Below are 25,406 nucleotides of genomic sequence, written 5' to 3' on the forward strand. Positions count from 1 at the left end.
ATGCCATACGTTGTCGCTCAGCCTTGCGTGGACGTCAAGGACAAGGCCTGCGTGGACGAGTGCCCGGTCGACTGCATCTACGAGGGCTCCCGCTCGCTGTACATCAACCCGAACGAGTGCGTCGACTGCGGCGCGTGCGAGCCGGTCTGCCCGACCGAGGCGATCTTCTACGAGGATGATCTGCCGGAGGAGTGGGCGTGGTACAAGGACGCCGCGGTGAACTTTTTCGCCGAGGTCGGCGATTTCGGCGGCGCCTCGGCGCACGGGCCGATTGGCAAGGATCCCGAACAGGTCGCCGCGCTGCCGCCGCAGAACCAGTGAGACCACGGTTCGACTGAATATACGCATGATGGCCGTCGCATATGATGCGGCGGCCATTGTCGTATGCATGGCCTGCTTTGCCGACGTGGGCGGTCCGGGGCGGTGATGCGTCGGCGGATTGCCGTTGTGCCGTGATTCGGTGGCGCGGCGTGATACGGCCGGCGTGGCACGCCCGCCGTCGTCTTACCTGTCAGATGCCGTGCGCTGTGTCCCGGCACGCACGGCTACTATGTGTGTAGAAATCGCCGTTACCGGCCGGCGTCCACGGTCGCCCGAGCCGTATCGCAAGAAGGAGCATCATGGGGTTCCACGAATTTGCCTCGCCGTATGACTGGTCGCGCCTTGCGACATACAGGCGCACCGCGAAAGCCGCGTTCGGAGGCATGATCGACCTGTCGGTCGGTTCTCCGATCGACCCGGTGCCCGACTCCGTGCGTCAGGCGTTGGCAGACGCGTCCGACGACCCGAACGCATACGGATACCCCGTGACCGTCGGCACCCCTGACCTGCAGGCCGCGATCGCCGAGTGGTTCCGCGACTGCCGCGGCGTCGACCTTGCCGCCGTCGACGCGGCCGTGGTGCCGACGGTCGGGTCCAAGGAGGCGGTCGCGCTGATGGCCTCCCTGCTGCGCTTGGGTGAAGGCGACGTGGTCGTGCAGCCGACCGTGTCGTACCCGACCTACGAGATCGGCACGCAGCTTGCCGGCGCCACCGTGCTCAAGGTCGACGACGTGACCGACGTCGACTCGTGGAAGCATGTGCCGGGCGTACGGGCGATCTGGATCAACTCGCCGTGCAATCCGACCGGCAAGATCCTGCCCGCGTCGCAGATGGCCGGCATCGTGGCCGCCGCGCGCGAGATCGGTGCGGTGGTGCTGTCCGACGAATGCTATGCCCTCATGACCTGGGGGCAGCCGGTCTGGAACCGGTCCGATGCGTGCGCGGCCGGTAGTTCGGCCTCGCCGTCCGACGAGAAGAACGCACTGGGCCGAATCGCGGCCCCGTGCGCATTGAGCCCCGAAGTGTGCGGGGGGTCGTCGCAAGGCGTGCTCTCGTTGTACTCGCTGAGCAAGCAGTCCAACATGGCCGGATACCGTACCGCGTTCATCGCCGGCGACCCCGCGATCGTCAAGCCGATGAGCATCTACCGCAAGCAGATCGGCCAGATCATCCCCGGGCCGGTGCAGGCCGCGATGGCAGCCGCGTTGCGCGACCGCGAGTCCGTTCGTATCCAGCATGACCGGTATCTCAACCGTCTCGGTGTACTGGTCGGCGCACTGCGCGCCTACGGGTACGCCGTCAACATGCCGGACGGTGCACTCTACGCATGGGTCAAGGCCAAGTCCGGCGACTGCTGGCAGGACATGGCGGCGCTCGCCGAAATCGGCATCATCGCCAGCCCTGGCGAGTTCTACGGAGCCCCGCAGTACCTGCGGTTCTCCGCCACCGCCACTGACAAGGCCATAGCCGACGCCGCCGAACGTCTCGCTCGTTAGCTGGTCTTCTAGAGCTTGTTCACAGGCCGTCCGTTTACTCCGTCGCATGCGCCGGCTACGTGCGCGACGGAGTAAACGTTTATAGTCCCAGACTGGCTGCCTTGCTGCCATACTTGCGCCGCACAGCGTCCAGCGCCTGTTCCGCGCCGCGCAGCCGCTCGGTACGGGTCACCCCGCCGTGGCCGTCACCTCCTTTCGCATCAGCAACAGCCTGTTCCTCCAACATGTCGTCCAGCGTCGGCTGCACCTCCAATCCGGCCGATTCGACCAAGCCGCTGGCGCTCATGCCCGCCAGCCGTATCTTGCGTGGCAGTGGCATGTCGCCGCCCGCGCCCGGTGCCATGCCCAGCATCGCGTGCAGCAGTGCCACGGTCTGCGGATACAGGGCACTCGCCGTGTCCGTGGGCCGTTCCATCGTGCGTGCCTTCGTCATGTAACTCAGATCGGCGAACCGCAGCTTCACCGTCACCGTTCGGGCCGACAATCCGCGCCGTCGTAACGAACTGGCCACTTCGTCGCAGCATCGTCGCAGCAGATCGCATACACGTCGTGCGTCGCGCGTGTCATGCGTGAACGTACGTTCGGCTCCGATCGACTTCTCCGGCGTATACGGCGTGATCTGCCGGCCATCCATGCCTCGTGCGGCCAGAAACAGGCCATGTGCCGTTGATTGCGAGCCGCATGCCTGCGCCAGCGAGGTTTCGTCCAGCAACGCCAGATCGGCCACGGAATCCACGCCCCAGCCCCGCAGTCGTTGTTCCAGAGACGGCCCGATGCCGGGAATGCCGCGCAACGGCATCATCTGCACGAACTCGGCATGCCGGTTCAGCGGAATCAGCAGCATGCCGTCCGGTTTCGCATTGGTCGACGCCATCTTCGCCACCAATTTGTTCGATGCAATGCCCACCGAGCACGTCACGTGGTAGCGCGTGGCCACCTCGCGCCTGATCCACGCGCCGATCGCGCTCGGCCGTTCCCAGCGCAGCAATGCTCCGGATACGTCCATGTAGCACTCGTCCACCGACACCCGCTCGATGCGGTCGGTGATCTGCGAGAACACTTCCGCGAAGATGCGGTGCGACATCATCCGGTAATACTTCATGTCCACCGGCAAGAACACGCCGTCCGGGCATAACTGGCGCGCTCGGGCCGACGGCATCGCCGAATTGATGCCGTACCGCCGTGCCTCGTAGCTCGCGGCGGACACCACCGAGCGAGGGCCGGTCCCGATAATCACGGGCCTGCCCTTGAGCTCGGGATGCCGTGCCACTTCCAACGATGCGTAGAACGCATCCATGTCGATGTGCAGCACCGTGCATCCGGTCTCGTCGTGCCCCCAATCTCGCTTGGCGGCGGCCAGCCTCGGTGCAGTGCTCATGACGACAGCATAGCGTAAAGCTAGAACAAATGTTCGACTGTCGTGTCGTGTATCCGTGTTGCGGATGCGGGGTTCTCGGAGTGTGGAAAGGTTTGCGACGCGATGCCACGCCGATCCTGTGCGCCGCAATACAAAACCCGGCAAAACCGCCGTACGGCTACGCGCTTCCGTGCTACGCGAGTAGGCTGAACAATCATGAAGAGAGCAGTGCTTGACATCCTGAACCGCGTGCCGGTGTTCCTCGTCGTGATGGGGGAGGCCGTGGTCATCTACCTCGCCACGGCCATCGCGAAAGTCGCCTTCACGCAGCTCGATCCGCTGTACGCAGTGTGGTACCGCGTCGGTTTCATGGCCGTGATGCTGCTGGCGTGGCGTCGTCCATGGCGTGCCGCGAAGCGCCATCACCTGCCGCACAACCTGCCCGGCTGGGCGATCGTCGTCGGCTGCGGCATCGCGGTCGTCGTGATGAACACGATGTTCTACGTGGCCATCAGCAACATGGATATGGGCATCGCGGTCGCGATCGAATTCATGGGACCGCTGTCCGTGGCCGTGATCACCGGGCGCAGCTGGCGCGAGCGGCTCGGCATCTGCATCGCCGCATGCGGCGTGGTGCTGCTCGCCGGCGTATCGCTGGCCGGCGCGTCAAGCAGCCACTTCCTGATCGGCCTGATCGCGATCCTCATCGGCGGATCGATGTGGGGCGTGTACATCGTGCTCGGTCGCAAGGTCGCCTCGCGCGGTAACTCGCTCGACAATTTGTGCGTGAGCATTGCAATCGGCTGGGTGCTGCAAACGCTGGTGCTCGGCCCCGGTGCGGTCGAGCACGTGATCCGGCCGAAGGCGAGCGCCACGTGGGCCGCGGCTCCCGGCGGCGCGTGGAAACTGCTCGGGCTGCTGTTTCTGATCTCGATGCTCGCCTCGTTCATTCCGTACATGGTCGACCAGGTGGTGATGCGGCGTACCACGTCCGGCGCGTTCTCGGTGATGCAGTCGATCAACCCGGCCGTCGCGGTGGGTGTCGGCCTTGCGTTTGGCGAGATTCCGACAGTATGGGAGTGCGTCGGTGTTGCGTTGGTGATCGTCGCCGTGATCGTCACCTTCTCCGGCGATCAGGCTCCGGCCAAGTGAGACGCCGGAGATGCGCGGTCGGGTGGTTCGTCTGAGCGGAAGGTTTCGATGATTTCCGGCAGCTTCGGTGTTTTGTCCGGCCGTTGATGGTACAGTTACATGCTGTTGCGCTGCTGAGTCGCGCAACACGGAGTCATGCCTGAGTGGCCGATAGGGGCACCCTGCTAAGGTGTTAGTCGCTTTTCGCGGCTCGAGGGTTCGAATCCCTCTGACTCCGCCACCAAGGGTTTTTGGGACTTCCCGAAAACCCTTTTTTCATGCCGAAAACGGCGGAATAACGCCGATATTAGGCCGTTTCGGATGCTCGCCGGCCGGTCTCATGACGATGCGTAGCTTCACGAAGTTATGGGTAAGATATCCGGTAAATAGTCCGGTATTTTTTCCGGCCGTTCCGGTTTTTACCGGATATCTTGTGAAAGGGTGCGACATGCCGAAACAGATGCGACGTAAGCGTAGGAGCTTCGGCAGCGTGGAAGAGAAGATCAAGAACGGGCGCAAGTACCTGTACTACAGCTTCACGACGCCGGTATGGGCGTTTTCGAAGTGGCCTGAGTTGAATCTGGGCGCTCGTCAGTGGCACTGCGTCACCCCGGGGTACGAATACGAGGGTGAAGCGTGGCTGGCTGCCGCGCAAAAGGCGATCAAGACCGAGACTTGGGAGCCTGACAAACTCAAGGAAGTCGACGAGCGTCGTGAATCGATCACGTTCCGCCAATACGCCGTGCCGTGGGTCGAGAACCGCAAAAAGGCGAACGGCGATGACTTGAAACAGACCGCGAAGCAGAAGTACCGGGAAAGTTTGGATCTCTACCTGCTGGACTTCTTCGGGAACATGCGCATGACCGCGATCAAGCCCAAAGATGTGCAACGGTGGTGGGACTCGTTCACGCCGGCGCGATTGGACGCTGATCTTGAAGACCGCCGTTACCACGTTTACAAGCATCTGAAAACGATCATGAAGTCTGCCGCCACGGAACCCGTAGATGACACCGGCAACACGCTTATACCCATGAACCCGTGTCAGATCAAGGCCGAGCGTCCGAAACCGAAGCATACGCCCGTACGGCCGACCGAGGCTCAGCTTGATGCTTTTCTGGCGGAATTGCCTGACTGGGCGCGTATGGTTGCCATGATCTGCGATATGGCTGGGCTTCGGGAAGGTGAGGCGCTCGGTCTACAACGTCAGCATATCAATTTGGATGCGCCGTCCGTTCGTGTTGTGCAGCAGGTTCAGCGGGTTCCTGATGGCAAAGGCAAGCATACGACCGAACTCATCTCACCGAAAACTCGTTCGAGTGTGAGGGACGTACGAATACCTCCTGATCTCGCAGACGCGTTGCGTGACTGGATGGTCGAGCATGAGATCGATGCGCCGGAAACCCCGCTGTTCACGTCTCCACGCACGGGGCGTCAGCTCTATCCTCAGAATTATCGGGGAGTCGTTGCGCGTGCCCGCAAGAAGGTGCCCGGTCTTGAGTCCATGCGACCTCACGACCTGCGTAAAGATGCCCTAAGCCGTATGCAGGAGTCGGGAGCTACCCCGGGCGAGGTCATGCGTCAAGGTGGCCATGCATCCATGAAAGTGGCCAGCATCTATCAGACTGCGGGTAGTCATCTGGGCGAAGTCATGAGGAATATCTCCGGGCCGACTTTCGCGAGATCATCTGCGTCTGACGGATCGCGGAAAACATCGACTGAGAACACTGCACAGGATTTGAAAACCGATGGAAGGACGTCGACGGTTGCGGTCGATCCTCCTGTGACGGTCTTGAAAGGCGGCGAACTGGAGGCGCTTTCCGGCGTGCTCGGCTTGCTGCCGTTACCTGATCGCATAGCGGTGCTTCGCTCTCTGACGGTCGAGAAACGAGCCCGCGTTATTGGCAGGCTACCTGATGCGGTGAGAGTGGAAACACTCGAGGCGCTGCTCAAAGACTGATCGAGACACGCCGGGAGGTATTTTTTTGGGCAAATTTTTCCGCTGGATATATCGCGGCTCGGCATGGTAAACGTCACATTACAAGAAATCCGCCGTTCTCCGCCGTTCTCCGCTATTTGTGACATAGGGGGTTGGAATAATCCGGAAAGCAACATGAGTAATGTTCGTTTTTCTATTTTGTAGACGCTCTAGTGTTTTGAAACAAGGGGGTAATTTGTAATTTTGCTTAAATAAGCGCTGTCTTTTCGCGCTATTATCACAATCAACGCGCATGAATGCGACGGCGTGCATGTGTGACATATAACAAAAAAGCGAACGCCTCATGGGTGCAACCGTGAGGCGTTCAGACCCCCGTCCGCGTCAAGAACGCGGCATTCAATAGCAATTAAGGAGTCAAGATGAACAATATCACCAATGCTATCCCCGGACCGAACGCCAACACCAATATGAAGCGTCTCGAATCCCTCAAGGATGCCACCCATTCGCTTGGTTTGCGGGACACCCGCGTGACCATGCGGCTCGTGCGCGAAGGCAAACTAAAGGCAATCCAGATCGGGAATAGGATAATGATCACCACCGCATCCTTGAACAAGTTCGCAGGATGCTGACTGTTGTCAGAGGATGTTAGGTAGGTGACAATATGGGTAGTGTTCTCGTGGAGAAAGCGGAATGGCTTGGAGGTCGGAACCAGTTCGATCTGCCTCCAACGGCTCGTCTTGTACTTCAGCACATGGCGTTGAAGGCGATGGACAATGGCGGCGTAGGAGTAGGCGACGACCGCGTGTATGGGCAAACGGCGAAGGGTGCCCCCGCCCAGCTGTTCTACCAGTCGCGGGAACGGGCATGCAAAGATATGGACATGGATTCCAGCCAATATACGCAGCAGATAACCAAACTCAAGGCGTGTGGGCTTGTGGAGTCCGTGAAGTCGGGCAGACGCGGACAAATAGCTGAGTACCGATTACATGTGGCTGAAATATACGATGCTCGAAAATCTCTTGAGGCCAAGCCGGCGGTGTGACGGGCCGCGGTTCATGCCGAAACATCATCCGATGCAACATCTTCTCCGGATTGAGGGAAGGGTGAACGAATCGTTCACCCAATATCCGACAACATCCGAATAGGGAAGGGCAGTTGCATGAACGAATCGTTCACCCTTAACGAACAATTCGTTCACCTTTGAGTGACAAATCATGTCTTATTGGGTGAACAATTCGCTCATTATAGGGTGGGCGATTTGTTCGCCCCTATTACAACCCAATACAAGATATATTTAAGGATTACTTCTACTTGAATTCAAGCGCGGGTGAAGTGCCTGCATAAGGATAGATAAATCGTTCACCCTTTACGCGCTGACATCGCAGGTTGAACAAGTCCATGAAAAATCAGGATTGGATGGAGACGACACATGCGGTTTATGCAGCTCATATCGCGTGAAACCTGTCTTAAGCAGTTGCTGACTTGACTCGATACGTTGGCGCATATGTGCAGGTTGGTGGCCGAGGCTGATCTTGTTCGTCTGATGATTGGAATCAATTGCTCGAATAATGAATTGATCTGCAAGTGCTTGCAAACGTAAGCACGACACGCGGGGGTGTCAAAAGGGTGGAAAATGTAATCAACCAGTTGGAAATATTAGGTTTTGAGACGGTTGTAACGGGGGATTGCTGCAAAAGCCGACTTGCTGATTGACAGCGTTTGCAGTATGGTAAATGCCAGTAACGAACATATGTAAATGCAGGCCGAGGGCGGCAGCGAGAGATACAGCCCGAAGGAGAGACGGAATGCACGGACGCAATAGATATGCCACCGGGGGGGGTATCGTAATCGGCTGATCGCGGTGGGCGTGGCCTTCGCCATGTTCGCCAGCACCGCTCTTGCAGGCGTTCTCGCCCCTTCCAATTCCGCTTTCGCCCAGGACGGCACCGCGACCCCGGGCATCTGCACTCCCACGAACATCCAGCTTGGTGATACGGATACCGATGCCAACGGCGATGATACCGGCGTGGCCACGTATGTTGGTGGTGACATGTACATCGGTCAGAAGCCGTCCGATGTCAGCCAGATCACGAACGACAATGGTACCGGCCCGATCGGTTCGTATGCGGCCGAGATGGAAGGCCTGACCTACGTCAATGGCAACTTCCTGCTCCATCCGTTGAAGGGCTTCTTCACCATTGGCAACGCCCAGTTCGGCGGCAAGTTCAATCCCGCGGACGGTCAGTCCGTGCTTGCGGTGAACGGCAAGAGCAGCGCATATTCGCAGGTCGACGGCAATGCGAACGTTCACGCCAAGACGTGGGAGAACGAGTTCAAGGGCAAGCGTCAGGGTGCGGGCATTAGCGATGTCGCCGGTACGAGCCCGAAGTCGTTCCATGCCTACATCGCCGGTGCCGAGAGCGATGTGGAGGGCGGCACCGTCAACCCGGAAGCATACCGCAACAAGAGCGTATACCACTACGATTCCACCAAGACCGGCCAGGTCCACTGGAATTCCGATGCGAACGCGTTGAATACGGTCAACGGCATCGACATGACCAAGTACCTCACTGATTCCGTGAAGTCCACGTCCACTGTGCTGGCGAACTCCAAGTCCGACAAGACCACTGTCACCACCACCGGCTCGCAGTCGTTGGAAGGCTACAAGCGTTACAAGTACAACTGGGACTCGGGTCAGGCGTCCCGCAGCTACGAGTTCACCGCGAACAGCGGCACCGAGAAGATCATCGAGTTCAAGGGCGACAAGGACGACAAGGGTACCCAGTACTTCACCGTCAAGGCGTCCGACCTGAGCACGGCGGGCACCAACTACACTGGCGTCTCGTTCAGGTTCACCGACATCAACGAGGCCAGTTCCGTGGTCGTGAACGTGGATGCCTCCGAGAACAATGACACGGTCGATTTCACCAATGGCTGGCGTTTCTGGTGGAACGGCACGGAGATCTCCAACGGCTACCGCACCAAGGAGACCGATGCGGTGAAGAACGCGTATTCCCATGCCGCGCAGAGCATCATGTGGAACTTCTACAACGCCAAGCAGGTCACGATCCGCGGTGGCGTGGCGAATCATGGCACGTGGGTGTCACAGAACGTGAACGGCAGCGGCATCTGGGGCGGCAACAACGAGAAGCCGACCGACATCAGCTCTACCGATGATCCGGCGGCAGCGATGCTGGGCAGCATCATGGTACCGAACGGCAGCTTCGAATCGCATGTGACCACGAACGGCCGCGTGTGGGTCGGCGGCGACCTCTCCATGTACAATCCGGCCAGCGCGCTCGTGAAGAACTCTCAGGGTACGACGGTCATTTTCGGCGCGAACGCGGAGGGCGTGCTTACCGGTTCCACTTCGATCATCGACATGGATCAGGAGCGTCATAACCTGCCGTGGTCAGGTTCCGCCAGTTCCGAATGCTCGGCGATCGGCTGGCAGAAGGTCGATTCCGCCAATCCCGACACTCATCTCAAGGGCTCCACGTGGGGCGTGTACCCCACCCAGAACGATGCGGCCAACGGGACGAACCAGCTGCTGGTCGTCGTCGACAACGGCAACAACGATTCCGACACGAAAGAGGGTGTCATCAAGGTCGGAGGCCTCGTCCCGAACGCCAAGTACTACATCAAGGAACTCAAGGCCCCGACAGGCTACAAACTGAGCGACAGGATCTACACCGTCATCACCGGCAAGACCGGCGAGACGGTCAACATGGTGACCGGCACTATGGACGGCGAGACGATCACGGACGGCAAGATCGGCAACACGGTCGCGGGTGCGAGCGTCTCGTGGGCGAAGATCGCCGACGGCGACACCGGATCGACCGTGTCGAAGGGCCTTGCCGGCTCCGAATGGACGCTCACCAAGAAGGCGTCCGGCACGGAGGCCAATGACACGTCGTGGACGGTGCAGGACAACACGTATTCCGTGACCTCCGTGACCATCATGAGCGGCGACAAGACCGTCCACTCGCTCGCTATGAATATCGGCGAGACCTTCGGCCTGACCGCCAGTGTCGCTCCGAACGGCGCCAGCCAGGCCGTGACATGGAGCTCCACCGATTCCACCGTCGTGGACGTGAACTCGTCCGGTGGCGTGATCGCACTTGCCGCCGGCACGGCGACCGTCAAGGCCTGCTCCGTATCGGACAAGACTGTGTGCGGCAGCGTGACCGTCACCGTCAACGCGCCCTCGGTGAACTCGATCACGATCCGCGACTCCTCCGGCGCGCCCGTCGAGGCGGACGACACGTTGAACATGAAGACCGGCGGCACGCTGACGTTGACCGCCGTGGTCGACCCGGCCAACGTGAAGGCGGTGTGGTCGTCGTCGGATACGACGGTCGCGACGGTGAACGCGGCGTCGGGCATCGTGACCGGCGTGGACACGGGCACCGTGACCATCACCGCGCGTGCCGGCGACAGGACCGCGACCGTGAAGGTGCGCGTGACCGACGACGCGAACACGCTCGTCTACGTCAAGCGGTCGATCGTGGCCAACTGGGCCGATCACTGGCTGTATTACGGGCAGAAGGGCGCGGCGGCGAGCTCGTGGAGGTTCGTGCACCTGGAGGCCAGCTGCAACAGCGACTACCTGTACGCCGAGGTGCCTCGACTGAGCGGAAACTACGGGTTCGACCTGCACGACGCTAACAACACGTCCAGCAGCGCGAACTGGTGGCCGGGCGGCACCGGCAAGGACGTGCTGTTCAACGACCGCACCATCATCGTGGTCGACTCGTACCGCGCGGACAACAAGTATCCGGAGACCGCGCCCGACTGCACGTACACCGCCGCCGCAACGCAGGCCGCGACCGCAGACGACAGGTCCGGCGCCGCGCAGGCCGACGAACAGGCCGTCGCCGACGAAACCGGCGTCGAGACCGTGTCCGTGGACGGGCGCGCGCTCGAATCGTGCGGCGTCGACAAGGCGTATCGTTGCGACATCGACGGGCGTGAGGGCATGTTCACGGTCAACGATCTGACCGACGGCACGTACATGCTCGTGGAGAAGACCGCGCCGGACGGGTACACGCTCAACACGACCGAGTACGAGTTCACCGTCAGCAACGGCAAGGTCACGTGGGTCGACGGCAAGAAGCCGAGCATCCTGGGCGATGGCGTCGCCGCGATCGCTGACAAGCCGACCGAGGTCGCGTGGTCGAAGACCGACCATAAGACCAACGACAGGCTCGCCGGATCGCAGTGGAAGATCGCCGCGACCGACACTGGGCGCACCGACACGTACTGCGTGGCCGACAACATCAACGGCAAGTCCGACAAGATCGAGAACTGCGACGGCGCCGAGGTCAAGGACACGGACGGGACGGCCGGCCAGTTCAAGGTCGCCGGCCTCGCGTTCGGCACCTATCACCTGACCGAAACGAAGGCTCCCGCGGGCTACGACCGGACGAACGACGTGTACGTCATCGTCATCGGACAGAACGGCGCGACCATCACGAACGCGAGCGGTCAGACCGTCACGGAGATCGGGAACATCGACACCCCGGTCCATGTGGAGATCCCGGTCAAGAAGAGCGTGAAGTACACCGGCTGGCCGACCAAGGGCGGCGCGTACGTGCCGTTCGAGTTCAGGATCGCCGCGTGGGATACGGACCATCCCGGTTCCATCCCCGTGCCTGCGAACTGCACGTCGCTCGACGCGTGCACGATCACGATCGCGCCCGGCGAAGGCCAGGATGAGACCAGCGTGACGGGCTCGTTCGGCAGGCTGACCTTCACCGAAGGCACCCTCGCCGACCAGGCCGGCGAGAACGACGACTACGCGAAGACGTACACGTACCGGATCACCGAGGTCGTGCCGGACGCCGCCGACCAGGTTCAGGATCTTCGCTATTCGAAGGCCGAGTACAAGGTCGAGATCACCGTCAGGCACAAGAAGACCAACGGTGTTCCGTCCGGGCTCTCGGTGACGACCAGGATCACGCGCGTGACCGACGACTCGGGCAACACCGAAGCCAACGGCGGCGTGCAGATCGGCGAATGGACAACGGACTCCACCACCGAGACCAACCCGTTGACCGCCACCGAGTTCACGAATACGAAGGTGCTGACGGGGTTGCCGTCGACGGGTACGGATTGGACCGGTCGGATGGTGCTGCTCGCGGGTGCCGGATTCATTCTTGCTGGCATGTTGATTGCCGGCGGATACCAGTTCGCCAAACGACGGGAGGCCGTATCTGCCTAAACCATCATCACCAGCACGGTGACGGGTAGGCTCCTCTCGTGCCGCGAAGCGGCCTCGGCCCCCTCGGCTGAGGGGGCTGTCAGCGAAGCTGACTGGGGGAGCGTCACACCCTGCCACCCATAACACCAACGGAAGCCTCCAAAAGCTTCCACCCCACCCCAATAGATTTTCCCCAAATTGTCCAACTCCTTAATCCAAGGAAAGGAAGAGAAATGAACAAGATCATCAAGCAGGCGCTTGCCGGCGTCGCCGCCTTAGGCATCGCCGCCAGCGGCCTCGCCCTCGGCGCCGCCTCCGCCTACGCGGACGACCCGACGACGGGCAATATCACCATCACTGGTGCCAAGACCGACCACACCTTCAGCGGTTGGCATCTGGCCTCGCTGAAGAGCATCACGTACAAGACCGATAAGTCTATCGATGGCTTCCTCGTGGATACCGACAACGCCCATGTCTCCGACATTGAAGACGCGATGAAGGAAGTCAAGGCCGGCGCGGACGGCAATGTGTCCGAGACCGGTACGTCGCTGTACGACACGTACAAGGCGGACAAGAACTACTTCCTGGGTGATTCCAACGTGGATAACAACCCGATGGGTTGGTTTACCGCTACCTATAAGGGCACGGAAGTCACCAGCCCGTGGGGTGGCGGCGGCAAGACCGGTGCCCAGTCGGTGCTGCGTGCGTTCGCCCAGGCACTGTCTAAGCAGGTCGCGAAGGACGATGCTTCTACTCCGGACAAGACTGATTTCAAGGCCAATGCAGCCGGAGAGGCCAATGAGAACGTGACTCAGGGCCTGTGGTTCCTCAAGGACACTACGGCGACGTCGGATGAGACTGCCAAGGAGGAGACCAACTCCATCCCGATCATCACGCCGACCACCTTCGAGGGCGCTGACGGTTGGGGCACCATCGCCATCAAGAACACCACCCCGACCATCGACAAGAAGCTCGTCGACCCGAACGCAAACGGCGGCTACGATGCCAACACGCAGCCCGATTACGCGGTAGGCAACACCGTCACCTACGAGCTGACTTCCACGATCCCGACCTATACCGGCTATGACATCGACCCCACGATGCAGGACGAGGCCAAGACCCGCGTCTTCCAGATCGTCGATACCGCGGACAAGGCTCTGACCGTTGATCAGGCTACCGTTGTCAAGTCCGTCAAGGTCGGCGATACCGAGTTGACCAACGGCAAGGATTACGATGTCACCGTCGCTAACTACTCCGGTACCGAGGAAGCTTACAAGAACGGCCATGTGACCACCATCGATCTCAAGCGGTACGTCAACAAGTCCAACAACAACACTCCGGACAATACTTCCGATGATTCCGTCTCCGCGACCGCCGGCATTGATGAAGGCGCGACTGTCACCGTGATCGTTCAGGCCACTCTGAATGATCAGGCGCAGATCACGACTCCCGGCGACACCCCGAAGAAGAACCTGAACAAGGTCGATCTGAAATACTCCAACAAGCCGGAGGAAGTCAAGGACGCCCACAAGGTGCCTGGTCCGGAAGTCCCGGTGTACTCCTACCTCTTCAACATCCACAAGACCAACAAGGCCGGCAACGAGAACCTGCAGGGTGCCGTGTTCACGCTGAAGACCGTGACTGCCACCTCCAAGGTCGAGAAGGACCATTACCTCGGCTACGAGAACGGCGCTTGGAAGGATCTCGGCACGACCGAGCCGGCAAAGACCGCCACCACTACGGCTGCTGGCGCCTTCACGACTGGTACGGATGGCAAGATCGCTTTCGAGGGTCTGGACGCCGGTACGTATGAGGTCCACGAGATCGTGGCGCCGAAGGACTACACTTCCGTTGGTCTTCCGACCTTCACGTTTGAGCTTAAGCCGACTGTGGGTTCCGAGAAGAACGGTCACAAGACTATTACCTCTGCTTCCCTGGAATACACGGCCAACAGCAGCCCGTATGTCTCTAAGGATGGTGCCACGCTCAACGTGTGGAACGCGAAGAACATCACCGAGCTGCCGAAGACCGGTGGCGCTGGTCTGGCTCTGATCGTGGTTGTCGGTGGCCTGTTCATCGCCGCGGCCGGCATCTTCGGTCTGCGTGCCCGCCGCTCCTGACTGTTCGGTCAGTCCGTCCGCTCCCTTAGGGGAGCGGATCATAATTGAATCTTGGCGTCATGGGAACCGGGCGACTTCGTCTCTCCGAGGCTCGTCTCCCGTGGCGTCAACCCGACCTCCGGCCGTTTTCCACTACTACATGCGGCCGGAGGTCTTCCCATGCTCTCGCCCGGATCGGTGACCGGTCATGCGTCTGAAGCCGTACTGCTATAGGCGTATGAGGTTGCCGGTGGGCGGTCAGTCAAGTCTTGATGGCACGGGGGATCGTGGGGATACCGCTTTACTCTCTCACCTCCCGCGGGACTCCCGGTTCTCTCCGCCCCATCACCCGCGTGTAAGTCAGGGTCTTTTCCGGGGCGTGCTCGTTACTTTAGCGCCCCGGAAAACCCCGCCTCTTTCCGATACCTGTATTGGATGGGCGTATTTCAAGGAGGAAACCAATGACGATTCGTGCATGTCGGAATCACGGTAATCAGTGCGGATACTTCGAGTGCACGGATGCTGCGTGCCAGAACCCGCAGCATATGGTGTTCGACTCCTATCTGGCGTTGCTCCAATACGATATCGCTATGAGCTTGAGCAGCGGTGACTTGCATGAATTGAGAAACCACTGTAATTCCGCCCCTCTGATTGCCTTCTCAGGTAGTAGGGAGAAAGCGATGACGCTCGTCGACCATTTATCCGCAGGTCGTTCGATTGGCGCCTATTTTTACGAACTGATGACCGATTGGGGCATGAATGAAGTATTGTTCGGCTCCGCAAAGAACTCTATATCGAGCAAACTGAAAAACGAATGGGATCTTGTCAAGCAGATAAAGAACTGGCTGGCAGATCGTGCTTGTAATTCGTTGGATAGACGAGATCTTCAGGATTATCCGAATGAATTTCTTGCCGACTCTCTTGGTTCCGCTTTGGTGACGGACGGAGTCGGCGTATCACAAGTCGCTGACTGCTTGAAGACGATCCTTATCTGATCAATAAGCTGGGTGAATTCGGCTGGATGCTGGCCATACTGCTCTCGTTAATGACTGTGATATTGAGAGCTTGTACTGTCATGAAAGGCGATCATGAGTAATTCCGCGAAGACGGATATGAGACGTTCTGTTCGGATAAATGACGACCAGCCGTCTTCGCTGACAATCATCTCAACTGAGAGTGCGGATAAAAGCAAGACATCAGCGCAACGTTCCAACAGTTCGCGTGTGTTTGGTGTGTTGTCGGTGGTGTTCCTGGTTATCGGGTTTGTGATTATCGCGACGCCGTTCGTGATGCGTGCGATCAACGAGTATGAGCAGAGTTCGCAGGTGTCGCAGACGCAGAGTGAGGTGGCGGGTTGGCCGTATCCGCAGGCGGAGAACATGTTGAAGGCGGCGCGCGCGTATAACGAGCGGCTTGCGGCGTCGGGTCAGACGACGATCGGCGAGGTGCATGACCCGTTCTCGAGCAATGCGGGCCAGTCGTCGGCGTCGGGCGCGGATGATTCGCTCGCCGCGCGGGACAAGGAATACCAGGGCCTGTTGGATACGGGTCAGGGCGTGATGGGGTCGATCCGTATTCCGAAGATCGATGTGAACCTGCCGATCTACCACGGTACGAGCGATGACGTGCTGGCGGTGGGCGCGGGGCATTTGTATGGCACGAGTCTTCCGGTGGGTGGTTCGTCGACGCATGCGGTGATCACGGGTCATCGTGGCCTGCCGAACTCGCTGCTGTTCACGCGGTTGGATGAGCTGAAGGTAGGCGATTCGTTCTATATCGACGTGATGGGCGAGACGCTGGGCTATAAGGTGGACCGGATCAGCGTGATCACGCCGGACGATTCGAGCAAGCTGCGCATCACCCCGGGCGAGGATCGGGTGACGTTGATGACGTGCACGCCGTATGGTGTGAACTCGCATCGTCTGCTGGTGTCGGCGGTGCGTGCGGAGATCCCGAACGAGATCCCCGAGCCTGACGAGATCCGATCCGTGAACACGACGGCGTTGGCGTTGGCCGGTCTGTTGATTTCGTTCCTGTTGATCGTCTCGTGGGCGGTGCTCGCCTCGCGCGCCCGCCGCAACCGCGCACAATGGAAACCGCAGCGCCACTCCACCCGCCGACTGATTGGCAGATAAGGAGCAGTAACTTTTATTGATTGATTGTGGTTTTATCTAATGTGCACTACATCACCTATAACGAGTGGTCGACGTACCACTATCTCAACAGGTCAAGGCTCAATGAAGACTGTACGGGTATTGAACTGATCATCATCACAGGGATGGGGCGAGAACCAAAGTGCATAAGATATCGGGCACTATTGATGACGATCCCATGTGCATGTATTCGCATGGCATGCGCATATCGGTTTCTGATATATGGAAGCCCGGGAGAAGCGTCGGACGCGTGTTTGGGCGTCTTTCCTGTCCCGGGCTCCTCTTGCGGTTGGCTGTTACCGGTCGCTGGTCTTATCCGTGGCGGTGATGCTCGGGAATGGTTTGATGCCGAGTGCTTCCGCGAGCATGTTGTACGCGGCGACGAGATTGTCTTCCGGGATTCCGGCGGTTAGCGCGGCCTTGTACTTGCCGTATGCCTCCTTGCCTGCCTTGTTGCATTCGGATTGAAGTCGCACTGCCTTCTCCGCGGCGTCCACGTAGGCGGTTAGCGCGTCTTGTGCTGCTTGCAGAGTGGCGCCCGTCTCCTTGATGACGCGACGCTTTATGTCGCGTGAGTAATTTCCAGACATGATCTGTCCTTTCTGTTGTTAATTTCGGCACGGCTTTTGCCGTGTGATGATCATTGTGTGCCGGGGAAAACATGCCCGCGGGTCGGAACGTCACCTTTTTCCGGGACGTATTCGGCTGGTCGGTTATGGTTGGTGATTCGGCCTGCGCGGGCGTGTTCGCCTGTCTAGCAGGAGAGGGACGGGACGTCGGGATCGGTTGCGGGAAGCGTGGCTTCACCGGGGTCTGTTTCGTCTTCGACGATGGCGTCCGTGATGCTTGTCCTGGCGGTGATCAGACGGTCCGCCTGAGTGAGTTCCTCTTCCGTGTTGCCGGCGTCGAGCGCCGCGTCGCGTGTCTGTTCCGCCGTTTTCCGTGTCTCGTCGATCTGGATCGACAGCAGGGTGAGGTTCGTTTTCGCGTTGATGTAGGCGCGTAGCGCGTCTTCCTTGGGTTTGGTCAGCTCGAGTACCTCCTTCAGGATGGAACGTTTCATGTCTCGGGACCGGTTGCTGCCCATGACAGGCTCCTTTCTTGGATTCATCGCCGCGCGGCGGATTGCGTGCGGTCGCCACCAGCGTGCGGCCGATTTCGCGTGTTCGCGGGTCGGATTGTCGGCTGGGTTCGTTGTCCCCGAAAAATGTGACGTTCCGACCTGGGGGCGTGTCGTGGATGACGCGGGTCGCGCGCGGGGCATGGTGCGTCGCGCGCGACCGGTCTCCGACCGGTCGGTAACGATCGCGCACGGCTTTCGGATGATGGCTGTCGCAGTGGGAGGAGATTGTTATGAAGCGGTATACGATACCTGTGCCTGTCCGGCTTGATCAGAGGATCATGGATCGTGTCGAAGCGGCGTGCAGACAATCCGGTTCGACCAAGGCAGCGTTCCATCCCGTCGACAAACACTGCCGGTAATCGTCCGATCGGATGCCGGCTTCCTTGGTCGGGGATATTCCTATGGAGGACCTGTGCCATAACGCGCCGGATTCGTGACGATGCCGTCATGATATCTGGCGCGTTCCATCGGCTCTTGACTGGACGTCGGTAGTGGAGTGACGGAATCGATCGTTCGTGGATGTGATATGCAAGTACTGCCGGCAGTGTCGCAAGCAGCACTGGTCGCAGTATTGGTTGCAGCACTGCATGCAGTGCCGTTGGCAGTGTTGTTGGCAGTGCTGCATGCACATGTGGCGCCACATAAAACGCCACATGTGGCGACACATGTGGCGGCATATCCACCGGCCTGTCAAAAGTCGGGGAAGCAAGCTAGACGGTTTGTATAGACAAACCAGGCGTGACCGCGCATGGCCCCTTGTGGGGCGTGCGTGTGTTGACCCGAGTGCCGAAGGCTCGTGATGATCGGGAATATTTGATTGTGATGGCTGTGGCAGTGTCATCGGGGATGTCGGTCGTGTGGCCGGCGTCCGTCGCGTGGAGGCCGGCCACACGCTGGTGATTGTGTGGTCAGAAGCCCCAGTGCCGGTCGTGGTGGTCGCCGTGGATGTCGAACGTGGTCGTGGGTTCTTTCGGCGGCTGGTGGACGAACCGTTCGATTAACGTCATTTGGGTTCGGCTGATGCCAATATGGGCGTTCGGGCCGATGCCGAGCACGGGCGCCAGGGGCGGGGCGGATTGGATCGCGAGTCCCGCGTCGTACGTGGTTTCCTCGTCGTCGATCCAGACGATCGGCCGGGCGAGCGTCAGGTGGCGCAGCACGCTGCGGCGTTTGCCGGTGCGAAGGCCCTCTAGGGTGACCGGATCGTACCAGGTGACGGTCTTCCAGTCCACGCCGAGCGTTTGGTTGAGGATGCCGGTGTACGGCTGCCATGTGCTCAGCCACAGGACGCGCGCGTCCAACGCGCGCAGTCGGTCCACGAGCTCGCCGGACCAAGTGAGGGTCAGGTGCCCGTGCCGCCGGTCGGTCCACACGCGCTGTTCATGGTCGGGGACGAACCAGTCGGCCGGATCGTGCCGGTTGGGTGTCATGTCGTCGGGGAACTGGTTGATCACACCGTCGAAGTCGATCAGGATGATCGGCCGTGTGTCCTCCAGGCCGACACCCGCTTCCATCTCGGCCGCGACCGTCTGGCCGAACGCGTCCAGCTCGGCCCGTTCGCCCGCGGGCAGGCTGGCGAATCTCATCTGGCGGCCTCCTCCTTGCCGGGCTCGTCGCCCATCCGCGTCTCCTTTGTAGTGTGGTGATGACGTGCGAGCATCCGGTCGTCGGCCACGTCCCCGGTCGTGCGTTCGTCGGAAGCGCGGGACGGGGTGACGCGGTATGCGTCGCCGGTCGCACGGTCGTAGACGAGCATGGAATGGTCGCCGATGGGTCGGCCTCGTCGGTCGCGCGAATGCGTGTCGCAATACCACAGCCGGGCCCGCCGGCAACCGTCCGGCTCCGGTGACTCGTCGGATGACGGGGACATGCCGCCGGCCAAACGGTGCTGGACGGTCGGCACGGGCGTGTGGGCGACGATCTGGTCGAACCCGGGGATCGGGTCGCGGGCGAGCTCCTCCATGCCGGTCCATACCGGGGAGGGGATGCTTCCGTGCCGGCCGCCGCGTTCGGTGCCGGCCATCGTGCCGATCATGAGCAGACCGTCGCCGTCGGGAATCCCGGTCGCGTACCGGTCGACCATCGCCGCGACCCGTACGGCGCTCGACGGCGTCCCCGGCAACACATCCTCATCCTTGTCCGCGGGCAGGGGCATCCACTTCCACCAGTCCAGGGTCAGGCCTGCGTGCGAGGCAAGGATCTGACGGCCGGTCGCGTCAGAGAACCCGTACATGATCCTCGGACCGTCCGGGCACAGGACCTCGTGCAGCAGATGATACGCGTTCAGGTGCGCCTCGGGCTTGAACCCGGGACAGTGCATGCCGATCTCGCGCGACGCGGCACCGTACGGGCCGGCCCAGTAGGCGAGATCATGGTTGCCGAGCAGCACGACCACCTCACGGTCGTGCCGTTGGCGTTCGACCCAATCGGCCAGCAGGGCGAGCGAATCGATCTCGGCCCGGGCGTCGGCGTCCCACTCGTTGAGCAGGTCGCCCAACAGGACGATCACGCCCGCGCCGGTCATATCGGACGTCTCGTCGATCAGAGGGCAGACCAGACCGGCCTTGTCATGGATGTCGCCGACGAACAGGATACGATCCATGCTCGAATCGGGCCTGCCGCCGCCGGCGGGCCATGCGCTTGCCGGCATCGCGTCGGGTTCGGGCAGCATATGGCCCGGACGGCACACGAACCGTTCCGCGACATGCTTGAACAGCATGTCGCCCGTGTCGTTCACCTCCGTGTCCGCGTCGCCGGCATCCGCGACGGCGGGGCGCATGATGTCGTACGACGCGTCACGCACCCACCGGTCCATGCCATCCCCGTCCACGCCGGCATAACACAGGCCACGGGAGTCGGCCGTGACGACCACGCCCGACAGCATCCCGCCGCCGCTGCCGAACAGCACCGTCTCGCCCGCCCGGTACAACGCCCGCCCATACGGCATCACACGCCTCCCAACATCATCATCGGCATCGGCTCCCCGCATGTCCGGCCAGTCCCGGACACGCGGCTTCCCGACGGTCAATCATCCCGATCATCGTCGTCGCCTTCAAGCTCGTCCATGTCCACCAGGCCGAGGTTGCGTCCGGTGGCCTTCAGATCACGGTACGCCCACCGTTTCGACGCGATCGGCGTCAACCCGTTGCCGCGCGGGACCAGGTTCGGCAGGATGCGGCTCCACCTGAGCTTGCAGTGCGTGAACTCGATCACCCCGTACGGGGTACGGAACTCGCCCTCGCGTCCCGTGGTCATGAACGTGACCCGATCCACCGGGATCTGGCTGATCACGCCCCAACGGCTCAACGCGCTCTCCAGACTCTCCCACACCAGCTCGTGCGGACGCAGCTTGCGCGCCACCCGGTGCAGCGTGCCCTCGCCGCGGTGCGCCGAATACGCGAACACGTACACGCCGCGCGCCGCCCGCACCAGAATCCCCGCCGAAACCAGGCTCGACAACGTGCGGTCCAACGCCTGCCCCGACTCGCCGAACAACATCCCAAGCTCCACGTTGCGCCACACGTCCACCGCATACCGCGCGTCCATGTCACGCAACCGCGCCATCGCCACACTCCGCCTCACACCAACCAGTATGCACCAACACCCACAAAAACACATGTCCACGTACACCAAAACTGAGATCTTTGACAGCAAGACGTTCCGGTCGCGAGCCGATTGTTGCCGAAAATGACGAGCGTGTCGAGGTTTACGGAGCTGATACATTGGACTACGACGCCGTAACATGCGGCGTCCCCGTTGATATGACGGGCCGTTACTGGCGGAAGCTGGTAAAAGAAAGGCCCGGCGCTACCAACACCGAGCCTTTGCGTGGTTATCGGCTTTCGCCCCTAACCAAAGGTTACGAAATGAATCATATCACGATGCACGGCACCATCACCGTGAACGGACGTACCGTGATCGTCCACGTAGGCGATCACGAGGCGACGGCCACGGTGGACGGCACACCATTCAACGTGTGTAACATCTGGCAGCTCTACCAGCTGCTAAGGCTGCTCGTGTAGCGGTCATTAGGGCGCGGCGCTCACCCGTGGGCGTCACGCCCGTAACCTTGCACATAAGCCGTACGTCGGTGAGCGCCTGCGGTATGCCGATTCCGGCTGGTCAGCGTAACGACACGCCGGAGAGCATAGATAATTGTGATTTATCCGGTAAATAGTTCGGCCATGGTTTTGTAGATGCCTCAAACATCAATGATTGCAGCGATTTGCGTAAGGGGCGGTGGTATCCCTCTGACTCCGCCATCAAGGGTTTTCGGGACTTCCCGAAAACCCTTTTTTCATACCAGAAACAGCGGGCTATAGGAACCAAACGTGGTGTTTTAGGGTTATAGGAACTAGACGTGGTGTTTTAGATTCCGGGTTCGTTACTGGCGTGAGCTGGTAACAAAAAGGCTCGGCGCTACCAACGCCGAGCCTTTTGCCAGGTTATCGGCTTACGCCCCTAACCTAAAAGGGTTCAAGATGAATCAAGACGTAATAATATCACGATGCATGGCGATCTGACCGTGAATGTCGAAACGCTGACGGCCTTGCAAAGACAGCGAGTATTATCGGGCGATCTTCGAGGAAGTAAACGGAGCCGGAGGTACGCCCTTGTCCGTCCGTCTCCATGTTTTATTGTAGCGGTACGAGCGTTGGGACGCGGCTGATTTTCGTTGATTTTTCGCCGAAATTGTATGTTAGCGTTAACTATGTCGAAGATCACGTTGAAGATGGCAACAGGAGAAAGAACCGGGAATCGGAAGGTGCGACTGCTATGAAGCATGTCAACGGATTTGGTCAGCATGTGGACACTCGTATGCTCACGTCTGCGAATGATACGGCAGGACGCATGCGTCGGCTCGTCGTCATCGCCGTCTATCTGATCGCGGTCTGCTGTTTCGGCGGCTGGGCGATCGCACATTACCTGACTCCGTCCGCAAACCAGCCCGCGGCCGGTCAATCCTCCGGTCGCAATGCGGCAGACGGCACCTCCGACACCGCTCTCGACAAATCCGAACCCGCCCCGCAGCCCGTCGCCGAACACCACGGAAACTCGCCAGACTGCCCCGACACCGACTGCATCTCCATCCTTGTCAACGGCGACCTGCTGTTCCACCCCGGCCTGTGGAACCAGTACGCCGTCAACCCCACCGCCACCGACGGCACCGCCTTCGACTTCACCGGCCTGTTCGAGCCGCTGCGCAAGTACATCGACGCCTCCGACATCGCGATCTGCGAGTTCGAAACCCCGATCGCCCAGCGCGGCGGCCCGTACTCCGGCTATCCGGTTTTCAACATCCCGCCCGAAGTGGCCGACGCGGCCGCCAAGGTCGGCTACCGCGCCTGCACCCACGCCACCAACCATTCGTGGGATCAGGGTGCGGACGGCATCGCCCGCCTGTGGGACACGCTCGCAGCCGACGGCATCGCCCAAACCGGCTCGTACAAAACCGAAGCGGACTCCGTCAAACCGCTCGTCATCGACTCGCCCACCGGCGGCGGCAAACTCGGCCTCGTCACCGGCACCGTCTCGCTCAACGGCATGACCGCCGACCACGACTGGCAGGTCGACCGTCTGCGCGAATCGGGCGATCCCAATCATCAGGCCGACATAGACAAGGCCGTCGCCAAGGCCAAGGCCGCCCGCGACCAAGGCGCCGACGTGGTCGCCATCGCCATGCATTCCGTGCAGGAGTACCTCGACTACGCCGATTCGTGGCAGCAATCCGAAGCGCATGAGCTCGCCGACACCGGCGCATTCGACGTGATCTACGGCGCCGGCTGCCACTGTGCCCAGCCGATCGAGCAGTACAACGGCACCTGGATCATCTACGGTCTCGGCAACGCCGTCACCGAATCCGCCGGCCCGGACACGATCGTCAACAACCAAGGCGTCACCGCACGCATCCAGTTCGCCGGCAAACGCGGCCAATCCGGCACATGGCGCGTCACCCGCATCGACTGGACGCCCAGCGCGAACGAGACGCTCGGCAAATACCAGTGGTGCTCGCTCGCCTCCGACCATCCCGACGGCGTCTGTTGGAACGAAACGCAGGATGCGGCTGTCCGCGAACGCATCGAAAGCGTCATCTATTCGATGGGAGCCGACCGCAACGTCGTGCGCGAATGGGACATCACCGCCGAACAGGCCGCGAAACAGCAGTCCGGCAAGTAGACCGGCCCCGCGCGACTGCACAACAGGCCAGACCGCAAGTAGACTGGCCGGTATGCCCACCATGCACACCATCCTCAACCCCGCCGGCGAGCCTGCGCACGACTCGTTCGTCGAGAAGAAGTCCGAATTCATCGGCGACGCATGCCACATCGACTCGCTCGACGAGGCGCTCGCGTTCGTGGAGACGATCCGCGAGCGGCATCCCAAGTCGCGGCACGTCGCCTATGCGGCGGTGTGTGGAGGTTCGGACGGACGCATGACCGAGCGTATGAGCGACGACGGCGAGCCGTCCGGCACCGCGGGCAAGCCGATCCTCGACGTGCTGCGGCAGAACGACCTGACCGACTGCGTGGTGGCGGTGACCCGGTATTTCGGCGGCATCCTGCTCGGTTCGGGCGGGCTGATCCGCGCGTATTCGACCGGCGCGTCGATCGCGGTCAAGGCGGCGAAATTGGCGCGAATCGTGCCGTGCCGACGGTATGCGGTGCGACTCGAGTATCCGCAGCTCGCGCAGTTCCAGCGGCTGCTCGCCGATTGCGAGGGCCTGGCGGACGACGAACGGTATACGGATCGCGTGACGTTGCGTGCCGCCCTGCCGCAGGACCGGTGCGGCGATTTCGAGGCGCGCGTGCGGGAGACGTTCAACGCATCCGTCGTTCCCGAGCCGATCGACATGGTCAACCGGCCGGTTGCGTTGTGACGGTTGCGCCGACGATTCTGTCGTGGCGATCGCGCCGTGATCGTCGGCGGCCGTGTTCGCCGCCGCCGGTTATGCTGGTCGGCATGACCGATGAGAACGAATCCGTGGACGATTTCGAGCCGCTGACCGCCACCTACGAGCATCTGCGGCATTCGACCGACGCGGCCGAACTGTCCGAGTTCGCGCGCCGTCCGTTGCCGGACCGGTCCGATCAGGCCGGGTTCTCCCGTGCGACCGCATTGCTGGAGGCCGTGGCCGGCAACCAGCACACGCCGGTCGCCGACCGCATCTACCTGGCGCAGTCCATGCCGTTCCCGAACATCCTCGTCAAGCTGTCCGCCGACGCCGACGACGAGGTGCGCAAGGCCGTGGCCGCGAACACTGACGACAAGAACTGGCTGGTCGGCCGCCTGACGAAGGATCCGTCGCCCGAAGTGCGCGACACGGCGCTGCGCAACAAGCGCACGTCGTGGAAGATGCGGCTCGAGGGTGCGCAGGATCCCGAGCTGGATGCGGACACGCTCGATTTCCTGAGTCGGTTCGGCGTGGAAAGCGAGCCGAACGCCCCGGCCGTGCTGACGGCGATGGTGCGTCGCGCGGTCGCGCTGAATCCGAACACGTCGGCGGACACGTTGGCCCGCCTGGCCGCCGATCCCGACGCATCCGTGGCGAAGGCCGCCGCCAGTCGCGGGTGATCGTGTCGCGCTCCCG

20 protein-coding genes and 1 tRNA gene are annotated in these 25,406 nt (G+C 61.1%); 15 read left to right on the plus strand and 6 right to left on the minus strand.

Annotation, left to right across the window (positions count from 1 at the left end; translation table 11 throughout):
• Positions 1-321 (plus strand): ferredoxin, encoded by a 321-nt coding sequence (gene fdxA / locus KIH76_RS04995; RefSeq protein WP_151916205.1) that lies wholly within the window; start codon positions 1-3, stop codon positions 319-321.
• A gap of 299 nt (positions 322-620) precedes the next feature.
• Positions 621-1,817 (plus strand): succinyldiaminopimelate transaminase, encoded by a 1,197-nt coding sequence (dapC, locus tag KIH76_RS05000; protein WP_214372541.1) that lies wholly within the window; start codon positions 621-623, stop codon positions 1,815-1,817.
• Positions 1,818-1,896: 79 nt separating this feature from the next.
• Here dapC and dinB read toward each other — a convergent pair whose 3' ends face one another.
• Positions 1,897-3,195, minus strand: a complete 1,299-nt coding sequence (dinB, locus tag KIH76_RS05005) for a DNA polymerase IV (RefSeq protein WP_214372538.1) — start codon at positions 3,193-3,195, stop codon at positions 1,897-1,899.
• A gap of 195 nt (positions 3,196-3,390) precedes the next feature.
• Between dinB and KIH76_RS05010 the strand changes: the two genes are divergently transcribed.
• The 9 genes from KIH76_RS05010 (at position 3,391) to KIH76_RS05050 (ending at position 16,677) form a co-directional block, all read left to right on the plus strand.
• Positions 3,391-4,326 (plus strand): EamA family transporter, encoded by a 936-nt coding sequence (locus KIH76_RS05010; protein ID WP_214372536.1) that lies wholly within the window; start codon positions 3,391-3,393, stop codon positions 4,324-4,326.
• A gap of 129 nt (positions 4,327-4,455) precedes the next feature.
• Positions 4,456-4,546 (plus strand) — tRNA-Ser (locus tag KIH76_RS05015).
• 249 nt (positions 4,547-4,795) lie between these two features.
• Positions 4,796-6,262 carry a tyrosine-type recombinase/integrase gene (locus tag KIH76_RS05020; protein WP_219069629.1) on the plus strand — a complete coding sequence of 489 codons (1,467 nt, stop codon included), beginning with the start codon at positions 4,796-4,798 and terminating at the stop codon, positions 6,260-6,262.
• 398 nt (positions 6,263-6,660) lie between these two features.
• Positions 6,661-6,870, plus strand: coding sequence for a helix-turn-helix domain-containing protein (locus KIH76_RS05025; RefSeq protein ID WP_219069631.1), 210 nt, complete (start codon positions 6,661-6,663; stop codon positions 6,868-6,870).
• Positions 6,871-6,902: 32 nt separating this feature from the next.
• Positions 6,903-7,283 (plus strand): hypothetical protein, encoded by a 381-nt coding sequence (locus tag KIH76_RS05030; protein ID WP_219069633.1) that lies wholly within the window; start codon positions 6,903-6,905, stop codon positions 7,281-7,283.
• 837 nt (positions 7,284-8,120) lie between these two features.
• Positions 8,121-12,464 carry a SpaA isopeptide-forming pilin-related protein gene (locus KIH76_RS05035; RefSeq protein ID WP_219069635.1) on the plus strand — a complete coding sequence of 1,448 codons (4,344 nt, stop codon included), beginning with the start codon at positions 8,121-8,123 and terminating at the stop codon, positions 12,462-12,464.
• A gap of 212 nt (positions 12,465-12,676) precedes the next feature.
• Positions 12,677-14,563: an isopeptide-forming domain-containing fimbrial protein gene (locus tag KIH76_RS05040; protein WP_219069637.1), complete on the plus strand. Its 1,887-nt coding sequence runs from the start codon at positions 12,677-12,679 to the stop codon at positions 14,561-14,563.
• Between the two features lie 440 nt (positions 14,564-15,003).
• Entirely contained in the window at positions 15,004-15,537 is a 534-nt protein-coding gene (locus KIH76_RS05045; RefSeq protein WP_219069639.1) for a hypothetical protein, read from the plus strand.
• 228 nt (positions 15,538-15,765) lie between these two features.
• On the plus strand, positions 15,766-16,677 hold the full coding sequence (locus tag KIH76_RS05050) for a class C sortase (protein WP_338023578.1): 912 nt from the start codon (positions 15,766-15,768) through the stop codon (positions 16,675-16,677).
• A 314-nt stretch (positions 16,678-16,991) separates the two neighbouring features.
• On the opposite strand, the gene KIH76_RS05055 is transcribed toward KIH76_RS05050, so the two are convergent.
• The 5 genes from KIH76_RS05055 to abiEi all read right to left on the minus strand — a co-directional run bounded on the left by KIH76_RS05055 (position 16,992) and on the right by abiEi (position 21,400).
• A complete protein-coding gene (locus tag KIH76_RS05055) occupies positions 16,992-17,285 on the minus strand; it encodes a hypothetical protein (protein ID WP_219069643.1) in 294 nt (97 codons plus the stop codon).
• Positions 17,286-17,449: 164 nt separating this feature from the next.
• The gene (locus tag KIH76_RS05060; RefSeq protein ID WP_219069644.1) at positions 17,450-17,782 is read right to left on the minus strand and encodes a hypothetical protein; all 333 of its coding nucleotides are present in this window, start codon (positions 17,780-17,782) and stop codon (positions 17,450-17,452) included.
• A 944-nt stretch (positions 17,783-18,726) separates the two neighbouring features.
• Positions 18,727-19,404, minus strand: a complete 678-nt coding sequence (locus tag KIH76_RS05065) for an HAD domain-containing protein (RefSeq protein ID WP_219069646.1) — start codon at positions 19,402-19,404, stop codon at positions 18,727-18,729.
• On the minus strand, positions 19,401-20,765 hold the full coding sequence (locus KIH76_RS05070) for a metallophosphoesterase (protein ID WP_219069648.1): 1,365 nt from the start codon (positions 20,763-20,765) through the stop codon (positions 19,401-19,403). The genes KIH76_RS05065 and KIH76_RS05070 overlap by 4 nt, the downstream gene beginning before the upstream one ends.
• 77 nt (positions 20,766-20,842) lie before the next feature.
• Positions 20,843-21,400 carry a type IV toxin-antitoxin system AbiEi family antitoxin gene (gene abiEi, locus KIH76_RS05075; RefSeq protein WP_219069650.1) on the minus strand — a complete coding sequence of 186 codons (558 nt, stop codon included), beginning with the start codon at positions 21,398-21,400 and terminating at the stop codon, positions 20,843-20,845.
• Between the two features lie 284 nt (positions 21,401-21,684).
• On the opposite strand from abiEi, the gene KIH76_RS05080 reads away from it, so the two are divergent.
• The 4 genes from KIH76_RS05080 to KIH76_RS05095 all read left to right on the plus strand — a co-directional run bounded on the left by KIH76_RS05080 (position 21,685) and on the right by KIH76_RS05095 (position 25,390).
• The gene (locus tag KIH76_RS05080) at positions 21,685-21,840 is read left to right on the plus strand and encodes a hypothetical protein (RefSeq protein WP_219069652.1); all 156 of its coding nucleotides are present in this window, start codon (positions 21,685-21,687) and stop codon (positions 21,838-21,840) included.
• A 754-nt stretch (positions 21,841-22,594) separates the two neighbouring features.
• Positions 22,595-23,995, plus strand: coding sequence for a CapA family protein (locus KIH76_RS05085; RefSeq protein ID WP_420829254.1), 1,401 nt, complete (start codon positions 22,595-22,597; stop codon positions 23,993-23,995).
• A 61-nt stretch (positions 23,996-24,056) separates the two neighbouring features.
• Positions 24,057-24,695 (plus strand): IMPACT family protein, encoded by a 639-nt coding sequence (locus tag KIH76_RS05090; protein WP_214372761.1) that lies wholly within the window; start codon positions 24,057-24,059, stop codon positions 24,693-24,695.
• Between the two features lie 83 nt (positions 24,696-24,778).
• A complete protein-coding gene (locus KIH76_RS05095) occupies positions 24,779-25,390 on the plus strand; it encodes an AbrB family transcriptional regulator (RefSeq protein WP_236036834.1) in 612 nt (203 codons plus the stop codon).
• Positions 25,391-25,406: the final 16 nt, after the last annotated feature.

Origin of the sequence: Bifidobacterium simiiventris (genome assembly GCF_019331715.1) — a bacterium.
Lineage (GTDB): Bacteria > Actinomycetota > Actinomycetes > Actinomycetales > Bifidobacteriaceae > Bifidobacterium > Bifidobacterium simiiventris.

Coding starts and splice junctions, on each gene's coding strand:
- KIH76_RS05025 (WP_219069631.1), top strand. CDS start 6,661: ATGAACAATATCACCAATGCTATCCCCGGACCGAACGCCAACACCAAT.
- KIH76_RS05095 (WP_236036834.1), top strand. CDS start 24,779: ATGACCGATGAGAACGAATCCGTGGACGATTTCGAGCCGCTGACCGCC.
- KIH76_RS05065 (WP_219069646.1), bottom strand. CDS start 19,404: ATGAGATTCGCCAGCCTGCCCGCGGGCGAACGGGCCGAGCTGGACGCG.
- fdxA (WP_151916205.1), top strand. CDS start 1: ATGCCATACGTTGTCGCTCAGCCTTGCGTGGACGTCAAGGACAAGGCC.
- KIH76_RS05010 (WP_214372536.1), top strand. CDS start 3,391: ATGAAGAGAGCAGTGCTTGACATCCTGAACCGCGTGCCGGTGTTCCTC.
- KIH76_RS05080 (WP_219069652.1), top strand. CDS start 21,685: ATGAATCATATCACGATGCACGGCACCATCACCGTGAACGGACGTACC.
- KIH76_RS05040 (WP_219069637.1), top strand. CDS start 12,677: ATGAACAAGATCATCAAGCAGGCGCTTGCCGGCGTCGCCGCCTTAGGC.
- KIH76_RS05055 (WP_219069643.1), bottom strand. CDS start 17,285: ATGTCTGGAAATTACTCACGCGACATAAAGCGTCGCGTCATCAAGGAG.
- dinB (WP_214372538.1), bottom strand. CDS start 3,195: ATGAGCACTGCACCGAGGCTGGCCGCCGCCAAGCGAGATTGGGGGCAC.
- KIH76_RS05035 (WP_219069635.1), top strand. CDS start 8,121: ATGTTCGCCAGCACCGCTCTTGCAGGCGTTCTCGCCCCTTCCAATTCC.
- KIH76_RS05070 (WP_219069648.1), bottom strand. CDS start 20,765: ATGCCGTATGGGCGGGCGTTGTACCGGGCGGGCGAGACGGTGCTGTTC.
- KIH76_RS05030 (WP_219069633.1), top strand. CDS start 6,903: ATGGGTAGTGTTCTCGTGGAGAAAGCGGAATGGCTTGGAGGTCGGAAC.
- KIH76_RS05060 (WP_219069644.1), bottom strand. CDS start 17,782: ATGGGCAGCAACCGGTCCCGAGACATGAAACGTTCCATCCTGAAGGAG.
- KIH76_RS05090 (WP_214372761.1), top strand. CDS start 24,057: ATGCACACCATCCTCAACCCCGCCGGCGAGCCTGCGCACGACTCGTTC.
- KIH76_RS05045 (WP_219069639.1), top strand. CDS start 15,004: ATGACGATTCGTGCATGTCGGAATCACGGTAATCAGTGCGGATACTTC.
- KIH76_RS05085 (WP_420829254.1), top strand. CDS start 22,595: ATGAAGCATGTCAACGGATTTGGTCAGCATGTGGACACTCGTATGCTC.
- dapC (WP_214372541.1), top strand. CDS start 621: ATGGGGTTCCACGAATTTGCCTCGCCGTATGACTGGTCGCGCCTTGCG.